Source organism: Bowmanella yangjiangensis, from assembly GCF_017255015.1.
In the GTDB taxonomy this organism is placed as follows: Bacteria; Pseudomonadota; Gammaproteobacteria; order Enterobacterales; family Alteromonadaceae; genus Bowmanella; species Bowmanella yangjiangensis.
Genome location: NZ_JAFKCS010000004.1, coordinates 1 through 25332, shown reverse-complemented (window position 1 = coordinate 25332; position 25332 = coordinate 1). Strand labels below are relative to the sequence as shown.

Below are 25332 nucleotides of genomic sequence, written 5' to 3'. Positions count from 1 at the left end.
TCCAAGGGTTTTAAGCCCCGGCATCGCTCTCCTGCCCACCAATAAGACGACTTCTCTGCGATACTGCGCGCAAAATTAACCAGGCGCTGCTTTATTAAGCACAAATAATGGTCAAATAAACCACTTTCTTTAGTTCTTTTATGCTTTTACAGCAAAGGCGATTGGGGCATAGTGGGGATAGACCTCCACAACTAGGAAATGACTTGTGGCCGCTAAAAATAAGCAAACCTTTCTACTGCTGTCCCGCGGGCAATGGCATAAGGACCAATCAGCCGAAGACATTCAAGGTGCTATCGACGCATTTTATCTTTGGTATGAAGACAATCTGGCTAAGGGCCATTTTGGCCCGGGCTCGCGACTGGACACACAGATCCGCAAAGTATCCAGTCAAGGCATAACCGACGGCCCATTTACCGAAACCAAGGAAATCATTGGCGGGTACTGGTTTATTCTGGCGGACAACATAGATGAAGCCGCCAAATTAGCCGCTCAGAATCCCTGTATGGCCTGCGGGCTGGAATATGAAATCCGCCCTTTAGATGCGACACCCGCCAGTGCCCTGGTCAAAAGTAATGAAACCCCTGAATAAAACCGGACGTTGCCAGTGCCTGAGTGCAGATAGGCAGAAGACCGCCAGGATTCTGCGCATCTGGCGTCTCAGCACAACTTAGTTGCTCCTTTACCCAGGCATTCACGGCAGACATCTTTTTGTCATCTGTTGCTGACCGCGTGCTGATATTCTAAGGTTACTCCCTGCCTGAAAGGGAAATGACTGCCATAACGTTATGAGCATTTCACGGCAAGACGCAGGTTATGAAGGCCATCAGTACGCCCCCGACCAGGGTTCGCCTCAGTAATACTTGCCAGTTTGCAAATAGCTGATAGCATGCAGCGGTTTTCGCCTGGTAACAGGCCCGTACCTTGTTCAAAATGGTTCTGCCACTGGCAGGATGGCGTCTAACAAGGGCGCCGGAACACAACTTTAGAGGATTATGCCCTATGTCTCGCGTTTTGATCATTGGCGCCGGTGGTGTCAGTACCGTAACAGTCAAAAAATGTGCTCGTTTACCTGAGCATTTTGATGAAATTTATCTGGCCAGCCGCACTGTGTCGAAATGTGAAGCGCTGCAGCAGGAATGTGGCGCTGACCGGGTCAAGGGCGTATTCGCCGTAGACGCCGACGATGCCAAACAAGTTGCCGAACTTATTCGCAAGGTACAACCCGATTTGGTGGTCAACCTGGCCCTGCCTTATCAGGATCTGCCGATTATGGATGCCTGTCTGGAAACCGGCGTGGATTACCTGGATACCGCTAACTACGAACCCAAAGATGAAGCCAAGTTTGAATATTCCTGGCAGTGGGCTTATCAGGAGCGCTTTGAAAAAGCTGGCCTGATGGCACTGCTGGGCAGCGGTTTTGATCCAGGCGTGACCAACGTCTATACCGCTTACGCGGCCAAACACTATTTCGACGAAATTCACTATCTGGATATCGTTGACTGTAACGGCGGCGATCACGGTAAGGCCTTTGCCACCAACTTCAACCCGGAAATCAATATCCGCGAAATCACCCAGCGCGGCCGCTACTGGGAAAACGGTGAGTGGAAAGAAACCGATCCGTTGTCAGTACGTGAAGATCTGGATTACCAGAATATCGGTGTTCGTGCTTCTTACCTGATGTTCCACGAAGAGCTGGAATCTTTGGTTAAGCACTTCCCTACCCTGAAACGTGCCCGTTTCTGGATGACCTTCGGTGAAGCCTATCTGACCCACCTGCGCGTGCTGGAAGGGATCGGCATGACCAGCATTCAACCTATTGACTTCCAGGGCCAGCAAATTGTGCCACTGGAATTCCTCAAAGCCGTGCTGCCAAACCCTGGTTCACTGTCTGAAGGCTATGAAGGTCAAACCTGTATCGGTACCTACATCACAGGTATTAAAGATGGTAAAGAGAAGACTATCTTTATCTACAACAACTGTGACCACCATGCCTGCCACGAAGAAGTGGGTGCACAGGCAGTGTCCTACACCACAGGTGTACCAGCTATGATCGGCGCAGCCCTGATGCTAAACGGCACCTGGAAAAAACCTGGTGTGTGGAACATGGAACAGTTCGATCCTGATCCCTTTATGGACATGCTTAACAAGCACGGCCTGCCTTGGCATGTGATTGAGTGCGACAGCCCATTTAAAAAGTAAGGGTTAAAAAGGGCGAATTTATTCGCCCTTTTAGTTAGTCGACTAACCTAATGTAAAGTCGAATACTGGTCAGTGAACAGAACATAACCGAGGATGCGGCCTTGAACGATCCGATCTTGAATCCACAAATCCCCTCGCCATGCTATGTGTGTGAGGAAGCCAGGCTAGAAGCCAACCTGCAGTTGATGGAGCGGGTGCAAAAAGAAGCCGGGGTGAATATCATCCTGGCTCTCAAAGGTTTTTCCATGTGGTCCACCTTCCCGTTGGTAGGGCAGTATCTGCAAGGTTGTACCGCCAGTTCAGTATGGGAAGCCAAGCTGGCTAAATATGAAATGGGTAAGGAAGTACATGCTTACTCCCCAGCCTACAAGCAAGCTGACATTGATGAGCTGGTGACGCTGGTTAACCATATTTCCTTTAATAGCCTGGGTCAGTATCAGCGCTATAAAGATCAGGTGGCCGCTGCCGGTATTTCTATGGGTATACGTATTAACCCTGAGCACCGCGAAGCAGAAACTGAACTCTATGATCCTAGCGCGCCAGGTTCGCGCTTGGGAATTATGGCTAAGGATTTGGAAGGGGTAGACCTGTCAGGTATTGAAGGCTTCCACGTGCACAACTTATGTGAATGTGACTCCTTTGCCGCCGAACGAACTTTAAAAGCCGTAGAGCAGCGCTTTGCTAAATACCTGCCCAAACTTAAGTGGTTAAACCTGGGGGGCGGCCATTTGATGACCCGCCAGGGCTATGATGTGGACCATTTGATTGCCACACTTAAAGCCTTCCGTGAAAAATACGACCTGGAAATCATTCTGGAGCCAGGCTCAGCCGTGGCCTGGCAAACCGGTCCTCTGGTGGCCGAAGTGGTGGATATTGTGCACAACGAAGGCCCTATCGCTATTTTGGATATCTCCGCCACTGCGCATATGCCAGATGTGCTGGAAATGCCCTACCGCCCGGCGATTCGTGGCGCTGGTCTACCACAAGAGAAGGCCTTTACCTATAAGCTTGGCGGTAACTCCTGCCTGGCAGGCGATGTGATTGATCTGTATAGCTTCGATCACGAGCTGCAAATCGGTGAACGCATTATTTTTGAAGATATGATTCATTACACTATGGTTAAAACCACTTTCTTTAACGGGGTGGAGCATCCTTCCATTGGTATTTTGCAAAAAGACGGCAGCTTTAAGCTGGTGCGGAAATTCGACTATGAAGATTTTCGCGATAAGTTGTCCTGAGTAATTAACCTCAGTAAAGGCCCTGCTAAGCAGGGCTTTTTTATAGCGGGGACGCAACGCAAGAAGAATTCAACTTACAACGCATCGTGAAATATCAGCCCCAGGCTACGTCTGTTTCCTTGCAGAACTTTACTCACACCATGGCGCAGCTGACCACGCTTAAAGCCCAGATTAGCGGACACCAGGCTCAGACTATTAGGGAACACCACGGCCTGCCCCCGCTGCAGTGGCACTACTATGCCGCTACTTTGTTTACGCGGCTGATTCTCCACCAACATAAATTCACCGCCATGAAAATCCTGTCCCGGCTGGCTAAGTAAAATCAGTACCTGAAAGGGAAAATAGTGCTCGCCGTATTTGTCCTGATGCAGGCAGTTATAATCGCCTGGCCCATAATCCAGCATCAAAGGCGTTGCCTTGGTTTGGCCCGCGCTGTGGTTGCTGGCCAGAAATTCATTCAGTGTCGGAGGCCAATCAACATCTAACCCTAAGCGCTCTGCCCACAAGTTAGCCAGCGGTGCCAGTTGGGCATAAAACCCCTCCCGCAGTTGCTGTATAGCTGTGGGCAGCGGATAGGCAAAATAGCGATAACGGCCGCGACCAAAGCCATATTTTTCCATCCGTACTTCATTGCGAAACCTCTGCCGTTCATCAAACCAGGCAGACAGCGTCTGGCACGTTCCCGCATCCAGCTGTACCGGCATGACACTGTAGTTATGTGCCACTAAGTCCGCGTCTAACAAGGTTAAGGGTTTGGCGGCAGACAGACCTTGCAATGCATCAATGTTCACAGGCCAGTCCTTCTTCCATGGCCAGCAAGGCGCGTTTGCGTTGCTCACCCCAGCGATAACCACCCAAACTGCCATCGCCGCGCAGTACCCGGTGGCAAGGTATGAGTACGGCCAGTTTGTTCGCACCGCAAGCGTTAGCCACAGCACGATGCGCGCTAGGCGCACCGATTCCTTGTGCCACCTCCTTGTAGCTAAGATGCTGACCACAACCAATACGGGTTAAAAATTGCCAAACCCGGGTTTGAAACGCGGTACCAAAAAGTTGCACCGGCACCTGAGGCTGCGGCCCGCCGTGCTGTAAAAAAGCCTCCAGGGCAGCCATCCATTTATCCAGCTCAGTGTCCATGCTATCTGGTGTTGTCATAAGCTCAGCATTGGGAAAGCTTTGATGTAAGGCTTCCAGTAACGCCGTGAAGCTGTCAGCCAACTGCACACAACAAACCCCGCGATCGGTTGCTGCCATCAGCAAATGACCAAAGCGGGTTTCTCTTAGCGCAAAATAGATTTCCAGTCCTTTGCCGCCCTGACGCAATACCGAGGGGGTCACACCCAAATTCTCTGGTAGCTTCTCATACACCCGGCTGCTTGAACCAAAGCCCGCCGCATAAATGGCATCCAACACGGCATCGCCTTGCTGCAAAGACTGCCGTAGTTTTTGCAAACGTACGGCGTGTTGAAACTGTTTTGGGGTAACGCCCAGTAAGGCTTTAAAACTGCGCTGAAAGTGAAAACTACTTAAGGCCGCACGCTCCGCCAGTTCAGCCAAAGATAAGGGCTGTTCGGCATGCGTTTCAATATAGCCTGCTACCTGTAAAACCCTGTTATCGGTTGCGTCTGTCATATACCACCTCACTGAATAACCACAGTCTAAAGGCTATCGCACCAACAGGAAAATCGCTGTCCGGTTCTTGCTGTATTGCTCCTCCTGAGCAGGCTTCAATTTAAGAAAATGCCAAAGCGCGAAAGCACAAGAACCGGATCGTCAAGGTAGCTTTGCCTGATTAGGCTTAGTGCTCCTTCAATCCAATAAGGATTTTACTTATGAGTTTTCAATTTCATGCGCTGGACCACCAACAATTTGTTCCTTTTTATGGCCTAAGTGATCAGGAGCTAGCCGAACATGGGATTTCCGCCGACATTGTGGAGCGCCCAGCCGGTTTTCCCTGCCGCGTCAGCCTCACCTTGCCTGAACCCGGTGAACGAGTGCTGTTGCTAAACTACGCTCATCTGGATGTCGATAGCCCCTATCGTTCTCGCCATGCCATCTATATCCGTGACGGCCAACGCACCGGGCATTTTGATGTGGGGCAAATTCCTGAGATGTTTAATCTTAAACGAGTTGCAGTGCGGGGCTTGTCTAACCAGCACCACATTAAGGCCGGTGAAATGGTGCAGGGTGAACAGGAACTGAGGTTGTGTATCGAGCGGTTACTTAACAATCCCGACATTGCCTATCTGCATCTACATTCACCAACCCACGGCTGTTTTTTGGCAACCGTGTCACGTGCAGCGGTTGCCAGCGAGTTGTCCGGTGGATAAAGGCTGAAGCTATCGTCTACTTTAAAAGCGGGTAGAATCTTTTAGGCAATTTAAACCTTTGTCTATTCGTTACCGACTAAGTATCAAAATGCACAAAAAGGAACAACAATGAACAAACAATGGTTGCTCGGCTTGTCATTACTCAGCCCGTTTTGCGTTGCTCAAACACTGCAACTCGATACCCAGGGTCTGCATCAATTTAACATTGAAGCGGGCAGCGGCGACTTGCAAGTGAAGGGCGAGGCTGGTCTGAGCCAAGTTCAGGTCGAAGCCAAGGCCAGATACCATTCCGGTGAGCCTCTGGAGGCAGAGAACTACCAGCTAACCCTGGCCGCCGAGAAAGGCACGGCCCTGTTAGTCGCCCAAACCAATCCACACATCAGCAATGCCTATATTGATGTGGTTGTGCGAATGCCAGCCAACCTAATGCTGGATATTGCGGATGGTTCTGGTGATATGCAGGTAAGTGACATTAAAGCCGCGGTAAAGATACAAGATGGTTCCGGCGACATGCGAGTCAGTCGGATTGGCGGCGAGATGCATATCAATGACGGTTCAGGTGACATCCATATCACTCAGGTAGCAGGTTCAATCGAAGCAAAGGATGCATCTGGTGAAGTGCGCATGAGTGAAATTCAGGGTGACATCCACTTGGTAGATGCGTCGGGCGGTATCTGGATCCAGGATGTTCAAGGCGATATCAGGCTGTTTGACAGTTCCGGGGATATAGAAGTGGACAAGGTCACTGGCCTGGTGGAGGTCGAAGACGGCAGTGGTGATATCGAGGTCAACGACGCGCAGCGTTTTGTTCTCAAACGTGATGGCTCAGGGGACGTAGAACTGAGCAACGTAAGAGAACGTTAACCTAAAGACCTCTGGCACGCAAAGCTTGCATAGCGCTGGCTTTGCGTTTTTTGCCACAAGAGCACTCTGCTCAAAATACGTTATAAACCGGTGAGATCCGACGCCATACTGCGTTTGGGGCGTTCGACCATACGATGAGTTTCTACCCCTTGGTCCAGCACGATAATGGTTGGGGTATATCGCAACTTGTATTGCTTATACAAACCCGTGGGCTCTTGCTTGTCCCTATCGACCGGCACCAGTTGTAACCAGGCTGGGTTAACCTGAGACTCATCCAATAGTTTCAGTAGTCTGGGTACTTCGCGCTTACTGTCATGGCACCAGCTCCCATAAAACACTAATACACCTTTACCACGCAATGCAGCCATCTTCCGCAGTTCATCTCTGCTAGGGTTATAAGCCTGATACTCGGCACGAAAATCCGGGTCTGCCAGCAGCTCTGAACGCGACGTGGGAGCCGGATTTTCAACAGGCGGTGTTGAAGTATTCAGGGGTTGGGAAGCGGTATCCTGACCGCTTATCACACATCCACTCAGTACTAACAGCAGGGGGGCAATAAACTGAACTTTCATTTTCTGTCCTTGCGAAAAAGGACGCTCACCATACCCAATTTAAACAAAGGGGAAAAGCCCTGTTGTGCTGCAACAGGGCCTATACGCGTGATTTTTCAGCGAACGCCGCTGTTAGCCCTCAGACCAGGGTAGCCAGCATATCATCTCGGTATTCGACAAGGTCCTCCTGCTTACGCACCTTAGCTACATAATCAGGATTGGCTATAAAAGGACGGCCGATAGCAATTAGGTCAAACTTATCATCGGCTATCGCTTGGGCGGCGCCCTGTGCACTAAAACCGCCAACCCCCACCAGAGTTTTGTTGTAACGCTGACGCACATAGGCTGAGGCACGACCGTCCAAATAGTCAAACTCCATGCTGTCATCAAAAATACCGATATGCAGATAAGCAAGTGCCCGGCTTTGCAGCTCGCTCAGCAGGTAATCGAAGACCTGACGATCGCGGGCATCACCTTGCATATTAAAATACGCCCCTGGCGAGATTCTAAGGGCGGTTTTCTCCCAGCCGATTCTAGCTGCAATAGCGTCGGTGACTTCCAGTGCAAAGCGACTCATATTTTCTGGCGTGCCACCGTATTCATCAGTGCGCTTGTTGCTATCGTGATGCAGGAACTGGTCAATCAGATAGCCGTTAGCACCATGAATCTCCACCCCATCGAATCCAGCTTCAATGGCATTGGCGGCGGCTTGAGTATAGTCTTCGACTAACTGGTGTATTTCTTCCACACTGGCGGGCTTAGGTGTGACATAAGTCAGGTCACGACGACGGGGCACTGTGCCTTCAACTTTTTCAGCCGAGGGTGCTAATACATCACCGCCACCAAAGAAATGCGGATGCGCCACCCGGCCAGTATGCCAAAGCTGGGCAAATATCTTACCGCCAGCACGATGCACGGCACCGGTGACCTGCTTCCAACCCTCAATCTGTGCCGCGCTATACAACCCCGGCGTATTGGGATAACCCTGGCCGTCGGGACGAATAATGGTCGCCTCACTGATAATCAGTCCTGCATCGGCGCGGCGTGCATAGTAAGCGGCCATATCAGCAGTAGGCACCAGGTCATCGTCGGCCATACAGCGGGTCAGCGGCGCCATCAGAATGCGGTTGTTTAGCTCAATCTGGGCATTGAGGCGAAAAGGATGAAAAAGAATGTCCGACATAACGGGCTCCAATTTTGAATGAGCATTCAAGATAGACATTCTTGAACGATCACTCAAGAACTTTTTTGAACAAACGCTCAAATATAGATATATAATCGCCCCGATAGAGGAGATAAAGATGCGCCAGGCTGAATTTGATCGTGAACAGGTATTAAGAAGTGCCCTGAAAGCTTTTCTAAATAAAGGCTATGGCAAAACCAGCATGCAGGATCTGACCAAGGCAACCGGCTTACACCCCGGCTCTATTTATTGTGCCTTTGGTAATAAGCGCGGCTTACTGGTGGCCGCGGTGGAGCAGTACAAAGAGGACAGAGACGCTCAGTTTGCTGCGACTTTCCCAGCCAACGCACCGGTTTTGCCTTGCCTTAAACGCTATCTTGATGAACTGGTTAATGAATGCCACAGCTGTGACAGCAGCCGTGCCTGCTTTTTAGTTAAGGCACTGAATGAAATGGCCGACCAGGATGCAGAATTACAAGCCGAGCTGAGCACCAGTCTGGAGTCCTGGCAGGCCGCCTTAGAGGCGCAAATTCAACGAGCCAAAGACCGGGGCGAACTGGCCGCAGACAAAAACCCGCAAGTGCTTGCCCGGTATCTGGTTATGGGTATCTATGGCCTGCGAACCTACGCGCAAACCCACCCACAGCGCGAGGTACTACAGCAGCTAGCCGACCAGCTTTATTTGAGTATTTGTCAGTAGCAGTATCGGCTCGCATTTTCAGAGATATGGTCTTTTCCTGATAGACAAGAGCGGTATCAACTTGTGAGGCATTTCTCGGGGATGAAATTCTTAAGTTAAGTGATATCGCTTTCGCAGATTCTCAGTTCGCGTGATATCTATCTCGGCTATTAGCAAATTTTTGATTTAGCGGATGATTACCCATTCTTCGTGTTCTCGGTGGGCTTCGTGGTGAGGAAAAAATTCAAATTAACACGAAGGACACGAAATACACGAAGGGGGAACAGCTACCACCACAGATCTAAGGTGTTTTTTGCACTCTATACGGCCTTTGTGGTGAAAGAGGCATTCAACATGTCACGCTTACCACAAAGTTAGTAAGCGGCCCGAAGCGGGTATGCTTAATCCCAGCGAGCACCAGCTAGCGCAATTTCAACTAACCTGCCCCCTTGTTCCTAATGCAATCAGATATTCAAGCGGCACTATCAACGCCTAAAAGCAGTAGGAAAGCTCCCCAAGGTGGCTCTCATTACCTGCCTCAGGAAGCTGATTGTCATTTTAAATACCATGCTAAAAAACGAGAATAAATGGCGTGAAAATATCGCTCAATTTATTGACTTGGGACCACAGTCACTTGTTATAAGGCATTTTCATGATATTGGAAACTACCTGCTTTTATGGCGATTAAGTCGCCTGACTGCATTTCAATGTTAAACAAACCATCATCCACTTTGAGATGGTTTATTAAATTTGATGGCCCCCAGGGCTGTTCCAAAGTTGAATGAATGTCCAAGCAATCAGAGAACAATAAACATGCGCTTATAGAAGCTTGGTGTTCTCGTGAAAACACTCTTAAACGGAGTATTAATCCTCGGGTTTGCCACTCAAGCTCAACGGACTCAAGAACTGAGTCGTGAAGTGGCAATTTCTCAAATTCATCCATGAACTACCATGCCTTATAACGCCCCGCTAAACGGCGAGCGTTAGCGAGTCCGGTGGAGGCCACGCCTTTTGTGGCCGGAACGTATTTAAGCGGATTGTTATGCACTTTGTATCAGCCAAGCTAAACCACTTTGCGGCAAAGCCCATGTTCCATAGCTAAATTTAAGGTAACCGTCATGCTCGGTAATTTGACTTACCACATCCTCAAGGACGAGGGTTTTAAACTGTATGCTCAGTCCTTCTGGATATGTGATAGTAACGTCGAAATTTTTAGTAGGGTGTGCCATTTGCCAATACTGAAACTTCCCCCGTTCCACAACATACTGAGCCTCAGTAATAACCACCAGACCGTCAACACTTTCAAACTCTGACAATGGCTCTTTTACGCCTTCATTTAGCTTGGTTTGATCCACTTGAATTTCTTGTGATTCCCCAGCCTTCTCGTGATTTGCAGGAAACTGAATCTTGATTTTTAAGGATCGAACTTCCTTGAACTCATCTGGATCAGGTTTCCAACCTATTGAATCTTGTATTTTTCCGCCGGATGCCCTGCACACATACCTTACCTTATCCGTAACTAGGAAATCATCGCTGTCATCAAGTTTCTTCATGAGAACTTCTGTTGACACATCTTCGCGATATGGCTCAGAAATAAACTTGTGAAGGTGAAGATGAAAGTACTCCAGAAAGCTACCATCTTTGTCTATCTGTTGATTGTTGAATTGTGCCTTTAGAACACTTGTTTGCAGCTGCTTCAAGGTGCCAGAGTCCAGAGTCTTCAGATACGAATTATCTATGACAATTTCTTTTAATCTCTCACCAAAATATTCTCTCCAGTTTTTACTATCCAGAAGAATTCCAAAAATACCTAAGCCCATAAGTGCAACAGAAAGAGTGGTTAAGCCGCTCGCGAATGCTGACATTAGAGACCCGTTGGCCGGGCTTAAGGACTCTGAGAGATATGCTGATCCGAATATCCCTACAACACCTACTAGCAAAGCGATGATTGTAGTTAATTCGATTTTTTCCTTTGAATTATTGGATGGCAACTTCAATCTCCATTTTCTCGAAATGCATAACAGTGTATTACTGTGAATTCGCGTTATACCGCAAACTGAAAAACGCCACGAGGTCACAGTTTTATTTAATTTTCCCTATACTAACAACACCTTAGCTAAGTTTGCCAGTGCTTTTAGCATCACCCCACATTGGGGAAAGCGGGAATTAATCTCGAAAAGCGAGCGAGTGCAACTTATCACTGAACAAATGTGCAGTCATTCCTAGTGAAGAGTTGTTAGGTACTTGTCGCTATATGCTTACGTCAGAAGGCTAGGTTGAAGGTTTGCTATTCACTCAAACTTGCCTGTTATAAGGTCTTGCGCGCATCTGCTCTCCAGTCGCGTTTTTATAACTAAACACCTTAACCTATGTGATAACTGTGAAACCACAAGCCGCGCCGGTTCGATATGATTGGATAACAAAAATCCGGCGCCTAAGAGCCGGATTTTTTACTTTCAATAACAGCTTAATAGTAGAGATTAAGCGGATATACAGCCATTACTCTTCGGCGGGATACAAGCTATCCCACCACTGTGGCTGGCCTTTAAGGTGCTTGTCAAAATACGCCAGCATAGTTGCCCACCAGTGGAAGGTCTTCTCGCGGGTCAGAATATGATGGTTATCACCTTTGTATTCCACCAGATCCACTTCTTTACCCAACAGCTTCAGCGCCGTGTACATATTCTGGCTTTCCCCTGGCGGCACATTGGTATCCGCATCCCCATGGATCAGCAGTACAGGGTTGGTCACTTTATCGGCATGAAATACCGGGCTATGCTGGCTATATAGCTCGGCGTTATTCCAGGGGAAACTGCCACGCGACGCCACACCCGAATACATGGCGCCCCACCAGCCCTGGCCCCAATAGCTGGTCAGGTTTGAGATGCCGGCATGGGATATAGACGCGGCAAAAATATCCGTCTGGGTGGCCAGGTACATGGTCATAAAGCCGCCGTAGGATGCACCCAGATGACCGACCTTAGCGGCATCCACAAAGGGATGCGCGGCCAAAAAGGCCTTAGTACCGTCAATGATGTCTTTAGCGGTATAGTCACCCCAGGCGTTAACGTGCTTAGCAGAGAAGTCCTGGCCAAAGCCATAGGTGCCGGTAGGCTGCAACACATACACCACATATCCATTGGCTGCCCAGTGGTTAAAGGGGTAGCGACCGGTAAAGGCACGGCTGACCGGCGCGGTGCCACCGTAGTAATACACCAGGGCTGGATACTTAGCCGCCTTATCCAGATCGTGCGGCAAGTATACCCGCCCCTCGATAGTCACACCCTCGGCATTAACAAAGTTAAATTCCTCAAGCTGGGGAATACGGGTATCGGCGTAGCTGCCCATTGAGTCCCACAGCTTTTCGGCTTTGCGTCCAACCCGCTGCTTAAACAGGGCCTGTGGGCGAGAGGCTGTTGTGCCGGCATATAGGAGTTCGGCTTTATCATCTGGCGTTGCTGCCCAATAGCGCACCACATCCAGCTGTTCGGTCAGTTCCTGATATTTACCTTTACTGACATCAAACAGGAACAGTGGTGAGCGGTCAGCCTTGGATACCGACAGCAGCAGGTCATCATTATCCTGTACCTGCATGCTACTGATGGCAGGATCAAAGTCTTTGGATAAGGCTTTAATCTGCTCACCCTGATAATCCATATGATACAGCTGGCCGTCGTAATCATTGGCAACCAAGCCAGCACTGACGTTTAACCCAACACCACCGGCAAAGTTCGGCCCACCAATCACATACAGACCATTTTTGGCATATTTTGCATCGTTAAACGCCAGATATTCGCCAATCTTGCGCTCTGTGCCACTGGTCAGCTCCAGTTCAAACAACGCGGTTTTACCGTGCGGCGGCTGACTGTAATCCACTAGCGAACGGGAAAACAGCAAGGCTCCACGCTTTTCATCAACATCCAACAGATGGCTACTGGAGCTGTCTTTAGTTAACTGTCGAATCATACCGCTGGCAATATCCAACAGGTATAACTGACTGTTGTCACGCCAACCGCTCCAGCGATCTTCCAGCGCCTGGAAGTGCTTAACCAGCTTACCGTCGTCTTTACCTTCTTTATTCCAGCTAAACACCAGCTTGTCATTACCTACATAGGTAAAGCCGCTGGCGTCTTTTAGTTCTGCGGTTAGGGTGGTCTGTTGCTGATTCTTCAGATTCAGTAATTGCAGCTTATTGTCTTTGCTAAATAACAAGTGCTGGTTATCGGGACTAAATACCGCACCGGAAGGACTGCCGTCCCAGCGTTGCACAACCTGCATACCATCCAGCTTTACCAATTCGGTGCGGCTATCGGGGCTGTCGCCCTTGTCATCATTAAAGCTTTTGTAACTGACCAGTGCATAGTCACCGTTATCAGACAGGCTCAAACCAGAGACTACTTGTGCATCGAAAAGCTGCTTGGCCGACAAACGCTTATTCCCTTGGGTTTGGCTGACTTGGTCGTCGTCGGTTTTACCGACAAAGTCGAATACCAAGGCTTCATCCGTCTTGGTGCCAGAAGCCAGCACAAACAAACTGTGCTCCCCTGTGGTCATCGCCAGCTTAAAGCCCTTATCCCCTTTTGCCAGCTTTTCACCGTTAAGATACAGGCTGGGCTTCTCAAGCCCCGTTACCACCAGCTCTCCTTGAGTATAGCGAGCAACGCTTAACTGCGTTTTGTACAGTGACAAGGCTTTCTCGTCGGGGGTGAATTGACTTAACGACTGCCAGTTGTAGGCCTTACCGAACAGCTTAACCTTGCTCGCCTTATCATTGGCCAAACGGGTTTGCAGATTATGATAAATGGCGTCCTGATGCGGGCCATCCTGCAGCAGACCTGCATCAACCGGCCCCAGAGCCTGAATATTGTCGTTATGTAAAGGTGCAGCCACCAGCGGAGCAGAGAACGCCACCAACAGTGCCAGGATAGTTTTTTTCATTGTTGTCCTTGATAGCAAATCACTATTGCGACCAAGAGCATATCAAAGGGGATTGTACGGAGCTAACCTAATGCGCCAAGCCGAGTAATTCACAAGAAAGAACTCCCGCAGGCTTACTGTACGAAGAAGACGGTAAATCAGCCCTGAGGGGATTCAACCGGCTTGGGTTTGTACGTGTCGGCGTAAGGCTGCCCGACACGACGACATTGTGTCAGGGCGAAAATACGGGAATAAAATGCGAATACTTGCTGCATAAAACCTCTCAGAACAACCACAGTATTGATAGCCTGATAGTTTACTTAAAACTCAGCATTTTGTTGTTTTATTACAGTTATTTGTTTTTTATCTTTTTGATCACAGATAACAAAAAGCCAACAAATGACAGACAAACCATAATATACAATCAGTTAAGTGATTTTCATGGCTAGACATTTGGAGACATAGATTCCAGCCGCTCTTGCAATTTGTAATTTAATTACCTTGCTGGCGACGACCTCTTAACAAGTAGTACCACAAACCCGTGATGAACAGCAGCAGCGGTATCAGACCCCCAACAAGCAGCAGCAATCTATAGGCCTCTCCCCCTACTGCCGCCATATGCAGCGGATACATTAAATTGTAAAAGCGCTGGCCGGACCCAAAGTCATCGGCCAATTGGCTGGCTACAATCTGCTTACCCTCAGCATCCAGCAGCAGCCTGGAGCGGCCGTTAGGGTGCCACTCGTTTATTGACTTGGCGCGCAGGGAAATTGCATCTGATGCATCGCTGCGTAAGCTCAGCAGACGGAATTCCATCTTTGGCCAGTATTCGACAGCCGTATTTAATGCGGTTTGCCAATCTGTTTCAGCCAGCGGCTGGGATTGAACCGTAACAGACTGAGCAACCTCTGGTGGATCATTCATTAACCAGCTGAAAACCGGACGCACTTGCGCGGAAAAAATCAGCGCCAACGCCGTCAACAGTGCCAGTAATTGCAGGGGGGAAGAAAGGCTGGCGACGCTCGTATGCCATTGTCGCATTGCACGTAATTCTGCTTTCGGCTTGGGCAGGCGCCACAATTGACGGCGAAAATGCCGCGGCCACCACTGTACGAGCCCTGCAACAAACATAACCAATACGCCCAAGCCCAGATAACCCATAACCAGCCTGCCATCCTTACCGGCCAGCAGATGTAAGTGGAAATCGTATAGCCAACCGATAAGGTCGCTGTGGGCCGGTCGTATCAGCCTGAGATTAGCCTGATGATCATAGTAGTAGCGATCATCACTATGGGTAACCGCTTCCAGCCAGGGAGCCTCAGCCTCCGGCAATTTGATATAGCGAAAGCGAGGGTCGGCTTGCAGTTGATTGACCAGCGGCCCCCAGATACGAATATCCGCCACCAATTCAATCTCCCTTAACTCAGGGTATTGAAAACCTAGCAAGGGATTTTTATACAGCAGCAAAGCACCGCTGAGGCTAACCAGCACTAAGTAAATGCCCAGCCCTAAGCCCAACCAACGGTGCAGTTGCCGCGCGCTCATCTAGTGTTTTCCTGCAAAAAAAACAGCGCTCCTTTAACCTGGTATCTCACCACCATCACAGCCATCAAAATGCGTGCTGCCAGGTCAGGCTAAGCGTTCTGCCCATACCTGCAAAATGGCTGCTAGCGGCCGGATTGGTTTGCGAGTGATACGTGATGTACTGCTTATCAGTCAGGTTATCCAGGCCCAGCGTCAGACTCCCCCACTTCGCATGCTGATAGCGCAGCGAGGCATCCAACGTCAGGTAACCGTCAAAATCATTACTGGCATTAAAGTCCATATCAAACAAACGGTTCATCTGAATGCGGCTACTCAGATCGCTCGTCCAGCTTTGTTGCCAGTAAAGATTTAAGCGCTCGGGTGCCACATTCACGCCACCAAGATCCGACTCCACCACACCGTCACCATCGCTGTCATACTGACCTTGAGTGCGGGCATAACTGGCGCCAATCAGGCTGTGGCTATTCAGGTAAACCTGCGCCTGCAGTTCAAAGCCGGAAATTTCAGTTTTTTCCCGTTTAACGGAGAAAATACCATCGGCATCCGGCTGCAAACGTGAGCCTAAATCTGAGTCGGACTGAAAATAACTGCTTTGTAAATTCAACCAGTTGTTGCTGTATTCCAGACCAATTTCGCGGTTGTCGGATACCACAGGTTGTAAACTCAGGAAGGAGGTGACCGACATACCCGGCTTATTGATGCCGCGCAGCACTCTTCCCACATCCGGCATGCTGAAGCCTTCACTGTAGCTGGCGAACAAACGCAGCTCGGGCGTAATTTGATACACCACGCCCAGATTTTGCAGCAGCTCGTTGAAACTCGGCTCGCCGCCTTCCACAAAGGTGCTGTTGTAGCTGGCTAAGGTGGTGAAGTCATCGACCTTAAGCTTGCCGTATTCGTAGCGGGCACCAATATTAAATACCCAGTCATCGATACCGTCATAGCGAAGCTGAACGAAAGGTGCCAGGTTATTAAATTTGGCCGCGGGCACCCATTTACGACCGGTCAGTGCCAGCTCCTGATAGGTTTCATCCGACAGCCAATCTAATCCGGTGACAAGGTCCAGATCCGTACCGGCCAGATTCTGCTTAAACCAGGTCAGGCGACTGCCGTATTTTTCGGACTTGTTCTGTGACTGGTCATATAGATTGTCACCATAGGCAGGATCCTGGAAGGCGGCGAAACGACCACCGCCGTACAAAGCCGCAAAGTCCTGCACAAACAATTGCCAGGTTAACTGCCCACCAAAAACCCCCTGGTGCTGGTAGTCGAGGGAGGCGGTGGTGACTTTATTCTGCGGGGCTTCGCCATCAATTTGCCCTTTAGTCGCAGAGGTCGGCAGCCCCAAAACAGGATCTCCCGCCACGGACAGATAATCGCCATTTCCCTGAATATCGAAATGGTTCACCATCAACTGCAGGCTTTGTTCTTCGGTCATCTGCTGGCGAACTTTAACGAACAGATCCTGGCTTTTGGAGTCTTGGGTGTCTCCCTGCGTGCCATCCACACCAATAAGCTCGCCATGGCCATCACGATACATACCTGTGCTGGTCAAAGACACACCGGCCACCAGCTCGGTAGACTCCCCTGCATGGCTAAACAGATAGCTGGCCTTGTAGCTTTGACTGTCGCTACCACTCGGTGTTGAGAAACCAGCACTGAGCTGATGGGGCTTTTCACCCGCTGATTTAGTCACAATATTAATGATGCCGCCACTGGCGCCCATGCCCTGAATAGCATTGGCCCCGCGAATCACTTCGATACGCTCAATCATGGCCGGATCAATGGTTTTACCATCCCGGGAGCCATTGCGCAGAGGGTTTGATTGAGGAACACCGTCAATCATATACAGAGGTTCACGGCCACGCAGAGTTTCACCGGCGGCGGTTAATTTCTGACGGCTGGGTGAAAAGCCGGGTAACAGGTTACCCAATATTTGCGATAAATCCTGGGTATGCGCGAGCTGAGCCTGAATCTCTTCCTGACTAATCAGACTAATGGCCGCTGGCACGGTGCTAACAGGGTAAGCACCACGGGTTGCCGTTACCGATACACGTTCAATATCATCCGCTGCGTGTACAACTGTGGTGACGGCGAGAAGTGGAACAAGAAATTTGCCAGACATGGAAAGAAACCATTAATGAGAAGGATTCGCATTTTATCATCAGTTCTGGCAGGGTCAATGGTCAGGGCCGCCTATTTTCCCTTACAGCGGCCCTTATTTAATGTTATTCCAACACCACTTTCATCACACCACCTTTAAACAGACCAAGATACAACACTTCCTTACCCTGCTCTCTACGACTGGCCATACTGTAAACGCCGCCAAACAGGCTGCTATCCGGATGCTGATAGTTCTGCCAGGTTTTGCCAGCATCCCGGCTTATCTCAAGAATAAGACTTTGCGGATTGTCATAATCTTTCTTCCAACCTGCGGTGTACATCACATCCGGATTCTGACTGTCCAGCAGCAAGCCAAAGTAAAAGCGATAGTTGTCATTGGTACGCAAGGCCTGCCAACTCTGACCATAGTCGCTGCTTTGGATCAAGCCCCCTTCACCTGTTACAAACACGCGTTCAGGATCAGAGGGATGCATAACAATTGACTTCACAACACTAGGGGCCGGCAGAAGTTCGACAACATCCGGATAACTTTCTTCGGCCAGTGTTTCGGTATCCAATTTTCGCAGAACGATATTCTCGATGGCGCCCTGGCCACCATACCAAACATCAGGCTTGCTGGGATGCACCGTTAGCGCCGACATACCGCGGGCAAAACCGTTCCAGCCTCCGGCTAACAGACTCCAGTTGCGGCCTCTGTCTTCCGATACCGCCAGCACGTCATAACCGACGCCATATAATTTGCCTTGATGCAGTGCAAGCTTAAAAGCAGGCTCCCCGCTCATATCACTGTAGTTGTGAGTCAATATCTCCCAACTCAGACCATCATCCTTACTTTCAGCCAACAGGCTTTTATCTTTCTGCATAGCGCTGATAAGCAAGTGCCGCTCGCCGTAGCGCACCATGCTCAAGACATGCCAATCGGCCTGGCTGCGAAGCTGCCACTGGTCATCCTCAAGTAAGTAAACACCTGCATCAGTTGCGGCATATACACTAGATTCGGTTGCCATCAATTGGTTGATAATTTTGCCTTGTAAGCTGACTTGCGCAAAAGCAGGCTGAGAAACTGTTGGCGGAGGGTTTGGCGTGGGTTCCTCAAGAGTACCACCGCCCGAACCGCAGGCCGACAGCAGCGCGCAACAAACTATAAACAATCCAGAACGGCGAAGAGTGGCATAATTCATTTGGTTTCTCCCTTTATTATGTTTAGCTTAATCCCTGCAACCTTTTGTTATCACGGCACAATTTGTGAATAATTGTAATGTACCCTGCACTTTCAATTTCGGATAGCATTATGCTTGTCAAAAGCGTTATCTAACCTAATATAGTGAATCGTAACTTACATTGTTTTGATTAGAAGGACAGCCGCAGCGGCTAGACGGCAGAAACGACAAAGTTTCAATTAAGGAGAGACACTATGTACCCATTAACGACGATGTTTGCTATTCCTATCATTTTAGAGGCGATGAGCGTGCTGCAGGGACTCGGTATTTAATGCATTCGGCGACTTAATTTTCCCCACTTAGCTCTTTAAGTCGCCCTTTATAATTGCGGCTCACTTTAACTTCTTCTCCACAGCGCAGCATGGCGTGGTATTCCCCGTTAGAATTGGGAGTCAGACGGGTGAGTTGTTCAAGATTGATAATCGCCGAACGGCTAACCCGGCAAAAGCGCTGATGATCCAAGTTAGCTTCAATACCACTGAGGGTGTGACGGGCGATATGTGCGGCATTATCGGTATGCACGCAGATGTAATCGCCAGCCGCTTCTATCCAATTAATCTCATCCACTTTAACCCGCAGCCATTGACTGCCGTTCTTTAAGGAAAGGTAGGGATTAAGCGTGGCGAGACTACGATCGGTATCTTGCTGTAACTGCTCGAGCATGCCAACAAATGTCTTACCGGTGCGCTGACGTACCAGTTGATCAAACTGCGCCAATGACTGCCCCGCATCTCTCATAACGCGGCGGTGAATAAATCCCTCAATGCTTTTACGCACACGCTCAACGCTAATAGGTTTGAGAATGTAATCCTTTATTCCCTGCTGATAGGCATCTACCGCAAACTGGTTAAGCGCGGTCACATAGATAACCTCAGTGTGCGTTTGTAGCCGTGCTTTGAGCGCATTGACCAATTCAACCCCACTCACATGGGGCATCTCAATATCCAGCAGTACCAGATCCGGGTTGTGTTCTGAGATGGCATCAAGTGCCTCAAGACCGTTACGACAACTGGCAACCAGTTCAACCGTATCAATCTCTTGCAAACACATCGCCAAACCTTCCCGAGCCAGCAATTCATCATCAGCTATGACAACGGTAATTCTGTCCATGGTTCTTCTTCAAATGGAATAACAAGAGTCACCCTCAGACCGTGAGAGCCTTGCACATCCATTCTGAGCTTTTGGTACTGACCATATAGCACCTCTAGTCGCTCAATGATGTTTTGCAGGCCAACACCGCTGAGGTTCACCTGATTAACATCCGTCAAAGGGCCATTGTCCGCAACTTGCAAATGTAACATCTTGTTTTCAAGCCAAGCCTGCACCTTGATCACTCCACCGTCCGACATTTTGGCAATGGCATGTTTGATACAATTCTCCACCAGTGGTTGCAGCAGCATGCTTGGCACCATAGCCATGCGCGCCTCCGGGGTGACAGAAACCTCCACATCAAGGCGGTCAGAAAACCTGACCTTTTCAATTTCCAGATACATCATCAGGGCTTTAATTTCGTCATGCAGACGTATTTTCTTTTCCGGTTCACTGTCCAGGGAAAAGCGCAGAAAGGTTGCTAACTGCTCAATCATTTTACCGCTACGTGGCTTATCCCCCTTCATCACCAAAGTTGATAACGCATTCAGGGTATTGAATAAAAAATGAGGGTTAATCTGGTAGCGGAGCATACGAATTTGCGCCAGATGGCTAAGTCGGGCTGAGCGCAGTTGCTGCTCCTGTGCCTGCACCAGACGATAATGATAGTTGATGCCGAAGTACAAACTACTCCATACCATCATAATAAAGAAGGAGTTGCTGACCATCATAAACAAGTGTTGCCACTTAAATTTGGGGTTTGCTGACAAATTGAAAATATCGTCGCCGCTTGCCCAGTAAAACAGCAGGTTTTTGGGCACAATCCACAAACTGGCCAGCAACGCACTTACCGCGATAATCACCGCAGCCTGATAGACAAAAGGCAGATTCCAGCAGTGTCGATACAAATAGCGAACCGGTAATGTCAGAACAAAGCCAATCAAGGTAACTGGGATAAGTATGTAAAGAATGCTGCAACCCAGTGCGTTGTAGTTACCTAGTAACAGCATATTGTCGGCCAGCATCAGAAGATAATAGAACAGCCATCCCGCTGTGTGTAACAACCAAAATGAGGGTTTACTTACCGCAGAACTAAACGATTCTTCAGTCATGAAAATTTAACCCCAACAACTCAAATAGTGCTTTTCGATATCCCTGGCCAATACGCACCTCATCTCCATTGGCCATTTCCAGACTGTTATATCTGCCCATAGAGCTATTAATAGCACGTAAAAATCGGCGATTAATCATGGCCGAACGATGCACCCGAATAAATTGACTGGCATCTAATCCAGCCTCCATCCCGGCCATAGACTCTCGGTAAAGGTAGGTTTTATCCTGGCAGTGTAGCTCCATGTAATTACCCGCTCCGCGTATCCATAAAATGTCATCAGCACGCACAAATTGAACATTGCCCAGAGAACGGATGGCCAATACCTCCAGCGGTTTATGCTGTACAACATGCTGTTTTTCCAGTTTACCCAACACCCTTTCAACCCGCTCTGACTCAAAGGGCTTTAACAGATAGTCAAAGGCATTTAGCTCGAAGGCCTTCACCGCATATTGCCCATATGCCGTGGTAAACACCCAGCGGGTATCGATGACCTCACTCAATTCATGCGCTAACTGCACACCACTGCCACCAATAATATCGATGTCCATAAAACACAGCGTTGGCCGGTAACGCAGCAAGGCTGCTTTCGCTTCCTGATATTCGCGAGCCTCAGCTACCACCTGCCAACCTGGCCGCTGCTCCAACAGAAACTGGATGCGCTGTCTCGCCAAGGGTTCGTCATCCACAATCATGCAATCGAGCATAGAACCTCCAAAATCGATGAGGATAAAAAGACTATAGGCGCAAGTGCTGGCCCCCTATGCTCTGCATAAGCCAGACTGCGGCGAGAAGAGATAAAAGGTACACCGCATGCGCTGAAGAAGTGTAACGGCTATCTCGTAATCTAGATGTGATGGATAAAGAAACGGCCCCGAAAGTAACTTCGGGGCCCGGGCATCAGAACCTTGCTTCTATGCCAAACCGCACCGAACGAGGTGCCTGCCAGGAATAAGCCGCGCCGTACCAAGGATTCGGCGTGCCTTCACTGCGTCTTGCTTCATAATGTTCATTCAATGAGGTCGCCTCTTGGGTGTTCAACACATTAAAAACATCCAATGACGCTCGCATCTCTACCCCAGAAATGTCAAAGCGGTACGCCAGTGACATATCAATATTGAACGTCCAAGGAGTCCGACCCACAGTTCCACGGGGGATGAAGTTGTAGATTTTCTCATCCTGATTACATGCACCATCGCCATTGCTGTCAGGGCACTGACCTGTGAATATGTAGAACGTATCACCATAGCTACCATATACATCCGGGTTATGGTCCGGGTAACCCTGCCCAAATGCCGACAGTGGGCGACCACTGGCCAACGTGCTATTCCAACCCAGTGACCAATCATCGTTCAGATCGTAACTTCCGAATAATTTGAACACATGGCGTCGGTCATTGGCTTGATAGCCGTCGGCTCCATCCATCAAGGCTGGGAAGTCGAAATCCTGCGTCACACCAGCATCCGCTTGGTCGATATCAGATTTCACTGCCCCTTCGAAATTCCCGGTACTGCGAGACCAGGTGTAAATGAAGTTCATACGCAGGTCATCCCGGCGATAGCGAAACTCCGTCTGCAACGCCAAATATTCGTTATTGGCTTCTGGCAGTCCCAATTGCTCAGCTGATGTAGTGCTTCTCGAACCCGGATCGGCGATACCGTCGGAAAGGTCAAAGGCACTGTAATCTTCATCAGGATCATGGGGATCCAAGTTGTTACGCGGATCGCCTTCGCCGTAATAATACACACCATCCTTAAATGCCGTTGCGCTCTTTCCTGGATTCACTAACAGGCAGAATGGATACGCGTAAGCCCCGCAATAGTCATCTAGTGCACTAGTAACTTCACGATAGGTACCGCGTACAGAGAATGCCAAATCATCAGAAAGCGATTGCTCGTAACCTATAATTAACTCATCACGGGCAAAGGGATCGGCTTCCTCGGTTTGAAACACTGCGCGCTCAGGTGCAACAGGTATGGTTGTGAAATTGGTTGAGGATGTTTCCACGCCCGTCACTGGCGTCAGGCCGGTCGGCACCCCAGTTCTGTCATCATGACCGGTGTAGGTATAGTAAGTGGTAAAGTCACTGATGTTTGACGCTGAGCGATAAATGGTATTGTTCGCAACCGGCAGGTAGTAACGTCCCCAGGTAGCATAGAGTTTTGATTCTCCGTCACCATTAATATCCCAGCTAAATCCGAGTCTGGGTGCAATGTCGGTATCAAATTTGTATAGCTGCCGGCCAGTTGTGCCGTCACCTTCAAAAATGTCCTTACGCACACCGATATTCACTTTGAAGTTGTCGGTTAACTGCCACTCATCCTCAATATAGTAGGCCGTCAGTTCTGACTTAAAACTACCGCCGCCACCGAAGAAACGACCAGATACAATTTCCATACTCTGGTCAGTGGTATTGGTGAACGGAATCCCCTGAATACTGGCATTAGGCGCCAATGTGGAGTAGGTCCATGCCATGCCGTCAGGACCGATAGGGTCAGTTATCCTGGTAGATTCGCGCTCCTGATAATCCCAGCCAGCACGAATTAAATGGTTTTCAAAGGCATACTCCAGGTCCAGACGATACTGAGTGTTCTTATCCAGATTGTCACCTACCGAGCCGCCTGGGCCACAACCTAGTATGGGATTAGGTACATTGCGGCTATCGGAAACACTTGGGCACTCGGTGTTACTGGGAACGGTAGAATATTGGGTTTCAATCTCCCCGGCCATGGCTGACACGGTCAATGAATCAGTCCAGTAACCGGTATAATTCAGGCTTTGCGCCTCGCCACCACGCTTGCGAATATTAACACCTGTGGGATCACTGCTCGTTTCACCCGTGTTCGGATTGTAAGCATAAATATCTTCTGTGACGTCACGGCGGTCAGAGTAGGCAAAGTAGCTCAGTCGGTGATCATCGTTTACATCCCAGTCCAGCTTGACGCCCCAGAACAAATTGTCGCCACCGGAAGCTTCTCTGACCCGATATTCAGTATCAGGGCGGTAAAAAGCGTTGCCATCAGCAATGTCTGAAGCAAACTTATCTGTGACATTTCTGGGATTAACTAAAGCATAGATAAATAGCGAATCTTCAATAATAGGACCGCTGGCTGACAGAGTCACATCGTATTCGCTATGCTCGGTTACCCGGTTGTCTCTGAAAATATTACCGGTGCCGCCACTTCCTCTGGATGCCTTGCCATCTTCCTGAAGCCCTGCTGGCGTCCAGTTAGCAGTCGCAGCAAACTCCCACTCATTGGTACCACTTTTAGTGACCGCATTCACTACGCCACCGGTGGTGCGCCCAAACATGGCCGAGTAGCCCCCGGTCTTGACTTGGAACTCCTTGTAAAACTCGAAGGGTACAGACCCACAGCCTAACCCCTGACGAGTATTAGTTACCTCCAATCCATTGATATAACATGAGTTTTCAGCAACAGATGCACCACCAAATGAGGCAGTATTGCCATCTCCGAAGCCTTCATCGCCTTTCACTACACCGGGGGCCAATAAAGCCACCGCCGTCATATTGCGGGCGATAGGCATTTTGTCGATATCGAACTCACCAATCACTAAGCCCGAATCTGTTGTAGACACATCCACATTAGCAATCCGCGCCCCGGTAATTTCAATACGCTCTGCGCTATCGGCTGATAAGTCAAAGCTCGGTGAGGCATTCACACCAAGAGATAAGCGAACCGTCTGGGTTGCCAATACAGCACCATCGCGGGTTATTTGGATTTCGTAGTTTCCTGGGGGCAACTGCGCAAAGCGAAAGCTACCGGACTCACTTATTTCTATCTGCCGGCTGTAACCTGTCTGAGGATCTTTGGCTGTGACCTGCAGGTCATCCAAGCGCTCAGCTTTTACACTTCCCACTATATTCGAGGTGTTATTGGCTAACGCCGGGGCGGATATGCCCAGAGCCGCAGCAATAGCCAACGCAGTAAGGTGCCTGTTGAATGTCTTGTTCATCTCGTGTCTCCATTATTGTTATCCCGGCCAGAAAAGGCCGATTAGCGAGACACTAGCAGCAGAGAAATTTCACTGTAGATGAGAAGTGATAAGGCCGTCGATTGAAGGGACATGCTTATCGTTTGGTGGGAAATGGTGTAAAAATCCACCTGCATAGCAGGTGGCTTTGCTTAAGGGCACCCTAGAAGGGTGCCTTTCTGCTCAAGAAAGCTCTAAGCGCTGTTGACGCTCCTCTTCCTCTTTGGCTTGTTTATCCTGATACTTCACATAACGGCGAATGATGTCTTCGTTAGCGCCAACCGAATCA

At 49.4% G+C, this 25332-nt stretch carries 20 protein-coding genes and 2 pseudogenes; 7 read left to right on the top strand and 15 right to left on the bottom strand.

Annotated elements, in window-relative coordinates; genetic code table 11:
* Positions 1-205: 205 nt before the first annotated feature.
* The 3 genes from J0A65_RS05930 to nspC all read left to right on the top strand — a co-directional run bounded on the left by J0A65_RS05930 (position 206) and on the right by nspC (position 3437).
* Positions 206-589, top strand: a complete 384-nt coding sequence (locus tag J0A65_RS05930) for a YciI family protein (protein WP_206593222.1) — start codon at positions 206-208, stop codon at positions 587-589.
* A 410-nt stretch (positions 590-999) separates the two neighbouring features.
* A complete protein-coding gene (locus J0A65_RS05925; RefSeq protein WP_206593221.1) occupies positions 1000-2199 on the top strand; it encodes a saccharopine dehydrogenase family protein in 1200 nt (399 codons plus the stop codon).
* 101 nt (positions 2200-2300) lie between these two features.
* Positions 2301-3437 carry a carboxynorspermidine decarboxylase gene (nspC, locus tag J0A65_RS05920; protein ID WP_206593220.1) on the top strand — a complete coding sequence of 379 codons (1137 nt, stop codon included), beginning with the start codon at positions 2301-2303 and terminating at the stop codon, positions 3435-3437.
* 74 nt (positions 3438-3511) lie between these two features.
* On the opposite strand, the gene J0A65_RS05915 is transcribed toward nspC, so the two are convergent.
* Both J0A65_RS05915 and J0A65_RS05910 read right to left on the bottom strand, forming a co-directional pair.
* Positions 3512-4228: a 2OG-Fe(II) oxygenase gene (locus J0A65_RS05915; RefSeq protein ID WP_206593219.1), complete on the bottom strand. Its 717-nt coding sequence runs from the start codon at positions 4226-4228 to the stop codon at positions 3512-3514.
* Positions 4218-5069: a methylated-DNA--[protein]-cysteine S-methyltransferase gene (locus J0A65_RS05910; protein WP_206593218.1), complete on the bottom strand. Its 852-nt coding sequence runs from the start codon at positions 5067-5069 to the stop codon at positions 4218-4220. Before J0A65_RS05910 ends, J0A65_RS05915 begins: the two co-directional genes overlap by 11 nt.
* 200 nt (positions 5070-5269) lie before the next feature.
* Here J0A65_RS05910 and J0A65_RS05905 point away from each other — a divergent pair, with 200 nt between their 5' ends.
* Complete coding sequence (locus J0A65_RS05905) at positions 5270-5767, top strand: DUF1203 domain-containing protein (RefSeq protein ID WP_206593217.1); 498 nt, start codon at positions 5270-5272, stop codon at positions 5765-5767.
* Between the two features lie 108 nt (positions 5768-5875).
* Positions 5876-6631 carry a DUF4097 family beta strand repeat-containing protein gene (locus J0A65_RS05900; RefSeq protein WP_206593216.1) on the top strand — a complete coding sequence of 252 codons (756 nt, stop codon included), beginning with the start codon at positions 5876-5878 and terminating at the stop codon, positions 6629-6631.
* An 80-nt stretch (positions 6632-6711) separates the two neighbouring features.
* Here the strand turns inward: J0A65_RS05900 and J0A65_RS05895 are convergent, their stop codons facing one another.
* Together J0A65_RS05895 and J0A65_RS05890 are read right to left on the bottom strand one after the other, a co-directional pair.
* The gene (locus J0A65_RS05895; protein ID WP_206593215.1) at positions 6712-7203 is read right to left on the bottom strand and encodes a TlpA family protein disulfide reductase; all 492 of its coding nucleotides are present in this window, start codon (positions 7201-7203) and stop codon (positions 6712-6714) included.
* 118 nt (positions 7204-7321) lie between these two features.
* Positions 7322-8365 (bottom strand): alkene reductase, encoded by a 1044-nt coding sequence (locus J0A65_RS05890; protein WP_206593214.1) that lies wholly within the window; start codon positions 8363-8365, stop codon positions 7322-7324.
* 118 nt (positions 8366-8483) lie between these two features.
* Here J0A65_RS05890 and J0A65_RS05885 point away from each other — a divergent pair, with 118 nt between their 5' ends.
* Positions 8484-9065 carry a TetR/AcrR family transcriptional regulator gene (locus tag J0A65_RS05885; protein WP_206593213.1) on the top strand — a complete coding sequence of 194 codons (582 nt, stop codon included), beginning with the start codon at positions 8484-8486 and terminating at the stop codon, positions 9063-9065.
* 441 nt (positions 9066-9506) lie between these two features.
* Positions 9507-9635, top strand: a pseudogene (locus J0A65_RS27885) (IS110 family transposase); the annotation flags it as partial.
* 46 nt (positions 9636-9681) lie between these two features.
* On the opposite strand, the gene J0A65_RS05880 reads toward J0A65_RS27885, so the two are convergent.
* From J0A65_RS05880 to J0A65_RS05830, 11 genes and pseudogenes are all read right to left on the bottom strand, one after another.
* Positions 9682-9987 (bottom strand): hypothetical protein, encoded by a 306-nt coding sequence (locus J0A65_RS05880; RefSeq protein ID WP_206593212.1) that lies wholly within the window; start codon positions 9985-9987, stop codon positions 9682-9684.
* 97 nt (positions 9988-10084) lie between these two features.
* Positions 10085-11035 carry a hypothetical protein gene (locus J0A65_RS05875; RefSeq protein WP_206593211.1) on the bottom strand — a complete coding sequence of 317 codons (951 nt, stop codon included), beginning with the start codon at positions 11033-11035 and terminating at the stop codon, positions 10085-10087.
* 508 nt (positions 11036-11543) lie between these two features.
* A complete protein-coding gene (locus tag J0A65_RS05870) occupies positions 11544-13982 on the bottom strand; it encodes an alpha/beta hydrolase family protein (protein WP_206593210.1) in 2439 nt (812 codons plus the stop codon).
* Between the two features lie 471 nt (positions 13983-14453).
* Positions 14454-15506, bottom strand: a complete 1053-nt coding sequence (locus tag J0A65_RS05865) for a PepSY-associated TM helix domain-containing protein (RefSeq protein WP_206593209.1) — start codon at positions 15504-15506, stop codon at positions 14454-14456.
* A gap of 64 nt (positions 15507-15570) precedes the next feature.
* A complete protein-coding gene (locus tag J0A65_RS05860) occupies positions 15571-17631 on the bottom strand; it encodes a TonB-dependent receptor (protein ID WP_206593208.1) in 2061 nt (686 codons plus the stop codon).
* A gap of 103 nt (positions 17632-17734) precedes the next feature.
* The gene (locus J0A65_RS05855; protein WP_206593207.1) at positions 17735-18811 is read right to left on the bottom strand and encodes a WD40/YVTN/BNR-like repeat-containing protein; all 1077 of its coding nucleotides are present in this window, start codon (positions 18809-18811) and stop codon (positions 17735-17737) included.
* A gap of 324 nt (positions 18812-19135) precedes the next feature.
* On the bottom strand, positions 19136-19960 hold the full coding sequence (locus tag J0A65_RS05850) for a LytR/AlgR family response regulator transcription factor (RefSeq protein ID WP_206593206.1): 825 nt from the start codon (positions 19958-19960) through the stop codon (positions 19136-19138).
* Positions 19936-21051, bottom strand: a complete 1116-nt coding sequence (locus tag J0A65_RS05845) for a sensor histidine kinase (protein WP_206593205.1) — start codon at positions 21049-21051, stop codon at positions 19936-19938. Before J0A65_RS05845 ends, J0A65_RS05850 begins: the two co-directional genes overlap by 25 nt.
* Positions 21044-21757 carry a LytR/AlgR family response regulator transcription factor gene (locus tag J0A65_RS05840; RefSeq protein WP_206593204.1) on the bottom strand — a complete coding sequence of 238 codons (714 nt, stop codon included), beginning with the start codon at positions 21755-21757 and terminating at the stop codon, positions 21044-21046. Before J0A65_RS05840 ends, J0A65_RS05845 begins: the two co-directional genes overlap by 8 nt.
* Before the next feature lie 193 nt (positions 21758-21950).
* On the bottom strand, positions 21951-25025 hold the full coding sequence (locus J0A65_RS05835) for a TonB-dependent receptor (protein WP_206593203.1): 3075 nt from the start codon (positions 25023-25025) through the stop codon (positions 21951-21953).
* A 201-nt stretch (positions 25026-25226) separates the two neighbouring features.
* Positions 25227-25332: pseudogene (locus J0A65_RS05830) on the bottom strand (IS200/IS605 family transposase); the annotation flags it as partial.

What these genes read in the sequence shown, in the direction of transcription:
- J0A65_RS05890 (WP_206593214.1), bottom strand. Translation starts at nt 8,365, where the DNA reads ATGTCGGACATTCTTTTTCATCCTTTTCGCCTCAATGCCCAGATTGAG.
- J0A65_RS05895 (WP_206593215.1), bottom strand. Translation starts at nt 7,203, where the DNA reads ATGAAAGTTCAGTTTATTGCCCCCCTGCTGTTAGTACTGAGTGGATGT.
- J0A65_RS05870 (WP_206593210.1), bottom strand. Translation starts at nt 13,982, where the DNA reads ATGAAAAAAACTATCCTGGCACTGTTGGTGGCGTTCTCTGCTCCGCTG.
- J0A65_RS05865 (WP_206593209.1), bottom strand. Translation starts at nt 15,506, where the DNA reads ATGAGCGCGCGGCAACTGCACCGTTGGTTGGGCTTAGGGCTGGGCATT.
- J0A65_RS05900 (WP_206593216.1), top strand. Translation starts at nt 5,876, where the DNA reads ATGAACAAACAATGGTTGCTCGGCTTGTCATTACTCAGCCCGTTTTGC.
- J0A65_RS05835 (WP_206593203.1), bottom strand. Translation starts at nt 25,025, where the DNA reads ATGAACAAGACATTCAACAGGCACCTTACTGCGTTGGCTATTGCTGCG.
- J0A65_RS05885 (WP_206593213.1), top strand. Translation starts at nt 8,484, where the DNA reads ATGCGCCAGGCTGAATTTGATCGTGAACAGGTATTAAGAAGTGCCCTG.
- J0A65_RS05905 (WP_206593217.1), top strand. Translation starts at nt 5,270, where the DNA reads ATGAGTTTTCAATTTCATGCGCTGGACCACCAACAATTTGTTCCTTTT.
- J0A65_RS05860 (WP_206593208.1), bottom strand. Translation starts at nt 17,631, where the DNA reads ATGTCTGGCAAATTTCTTGTTCCACTTCTCGCCGTCACCACAGTTGTA.
- J0A65_RS05845 (WP_206593205.1), bottom strand. Translation starts at nt 21,051, where the DNA reads ATGACTGAAGAATCGTTTAGTTCTGCGGTAAGTAAACCCTCATTTTGG.
- J0A65_RS05855 (WP_206593207.1), bottom strand. Translation starts at nt 18,811, where the DNA reads ATGAATTATGCCACTCTTCGCCGTTCTGGATTGTTTATAGTTTGTTGC.
- J0A65_RS05925 (WP_206593221.1), top strand. Translation starts at nt 1,000, where the DNA reads ATGTCTCGCGTTTTGATCATTGGCGCCGGTGGTGTCAGTACCGTAACA.
- J0A65_RS05840 (WP_206593204.1), bottom strand. Translation starts at nt 21,757, where the DNA reads ATGCTCGATTGCATGATTGTGGATGACGAACCCTTGGCGAGACAGCGC.
- J0A65_RS05850 (WP_206593206.1), bottom strand. Translation starts at nt 19,960, where the DNA reads ATGGACAGAATTACCGTTGTCATAGCTGATGATGAATTGCTGGCTCGG.
- J0A65_RS05880 (WP_206593212.1), bottom strand. Translation starts at nt 9,987, where the DNA reads ATGGATGAATTTGAGAAATTGCCACTTCACGACTCAGTTCTTGAGTCC.
- J0A65_RS05910 (WP_206593218.1), bottom strand. Translation starts at nt 5,069, where the DNA reads ATGACAGACGCAACCGATAACAGGGTTTTACAGGTAGCAGGCTATATT.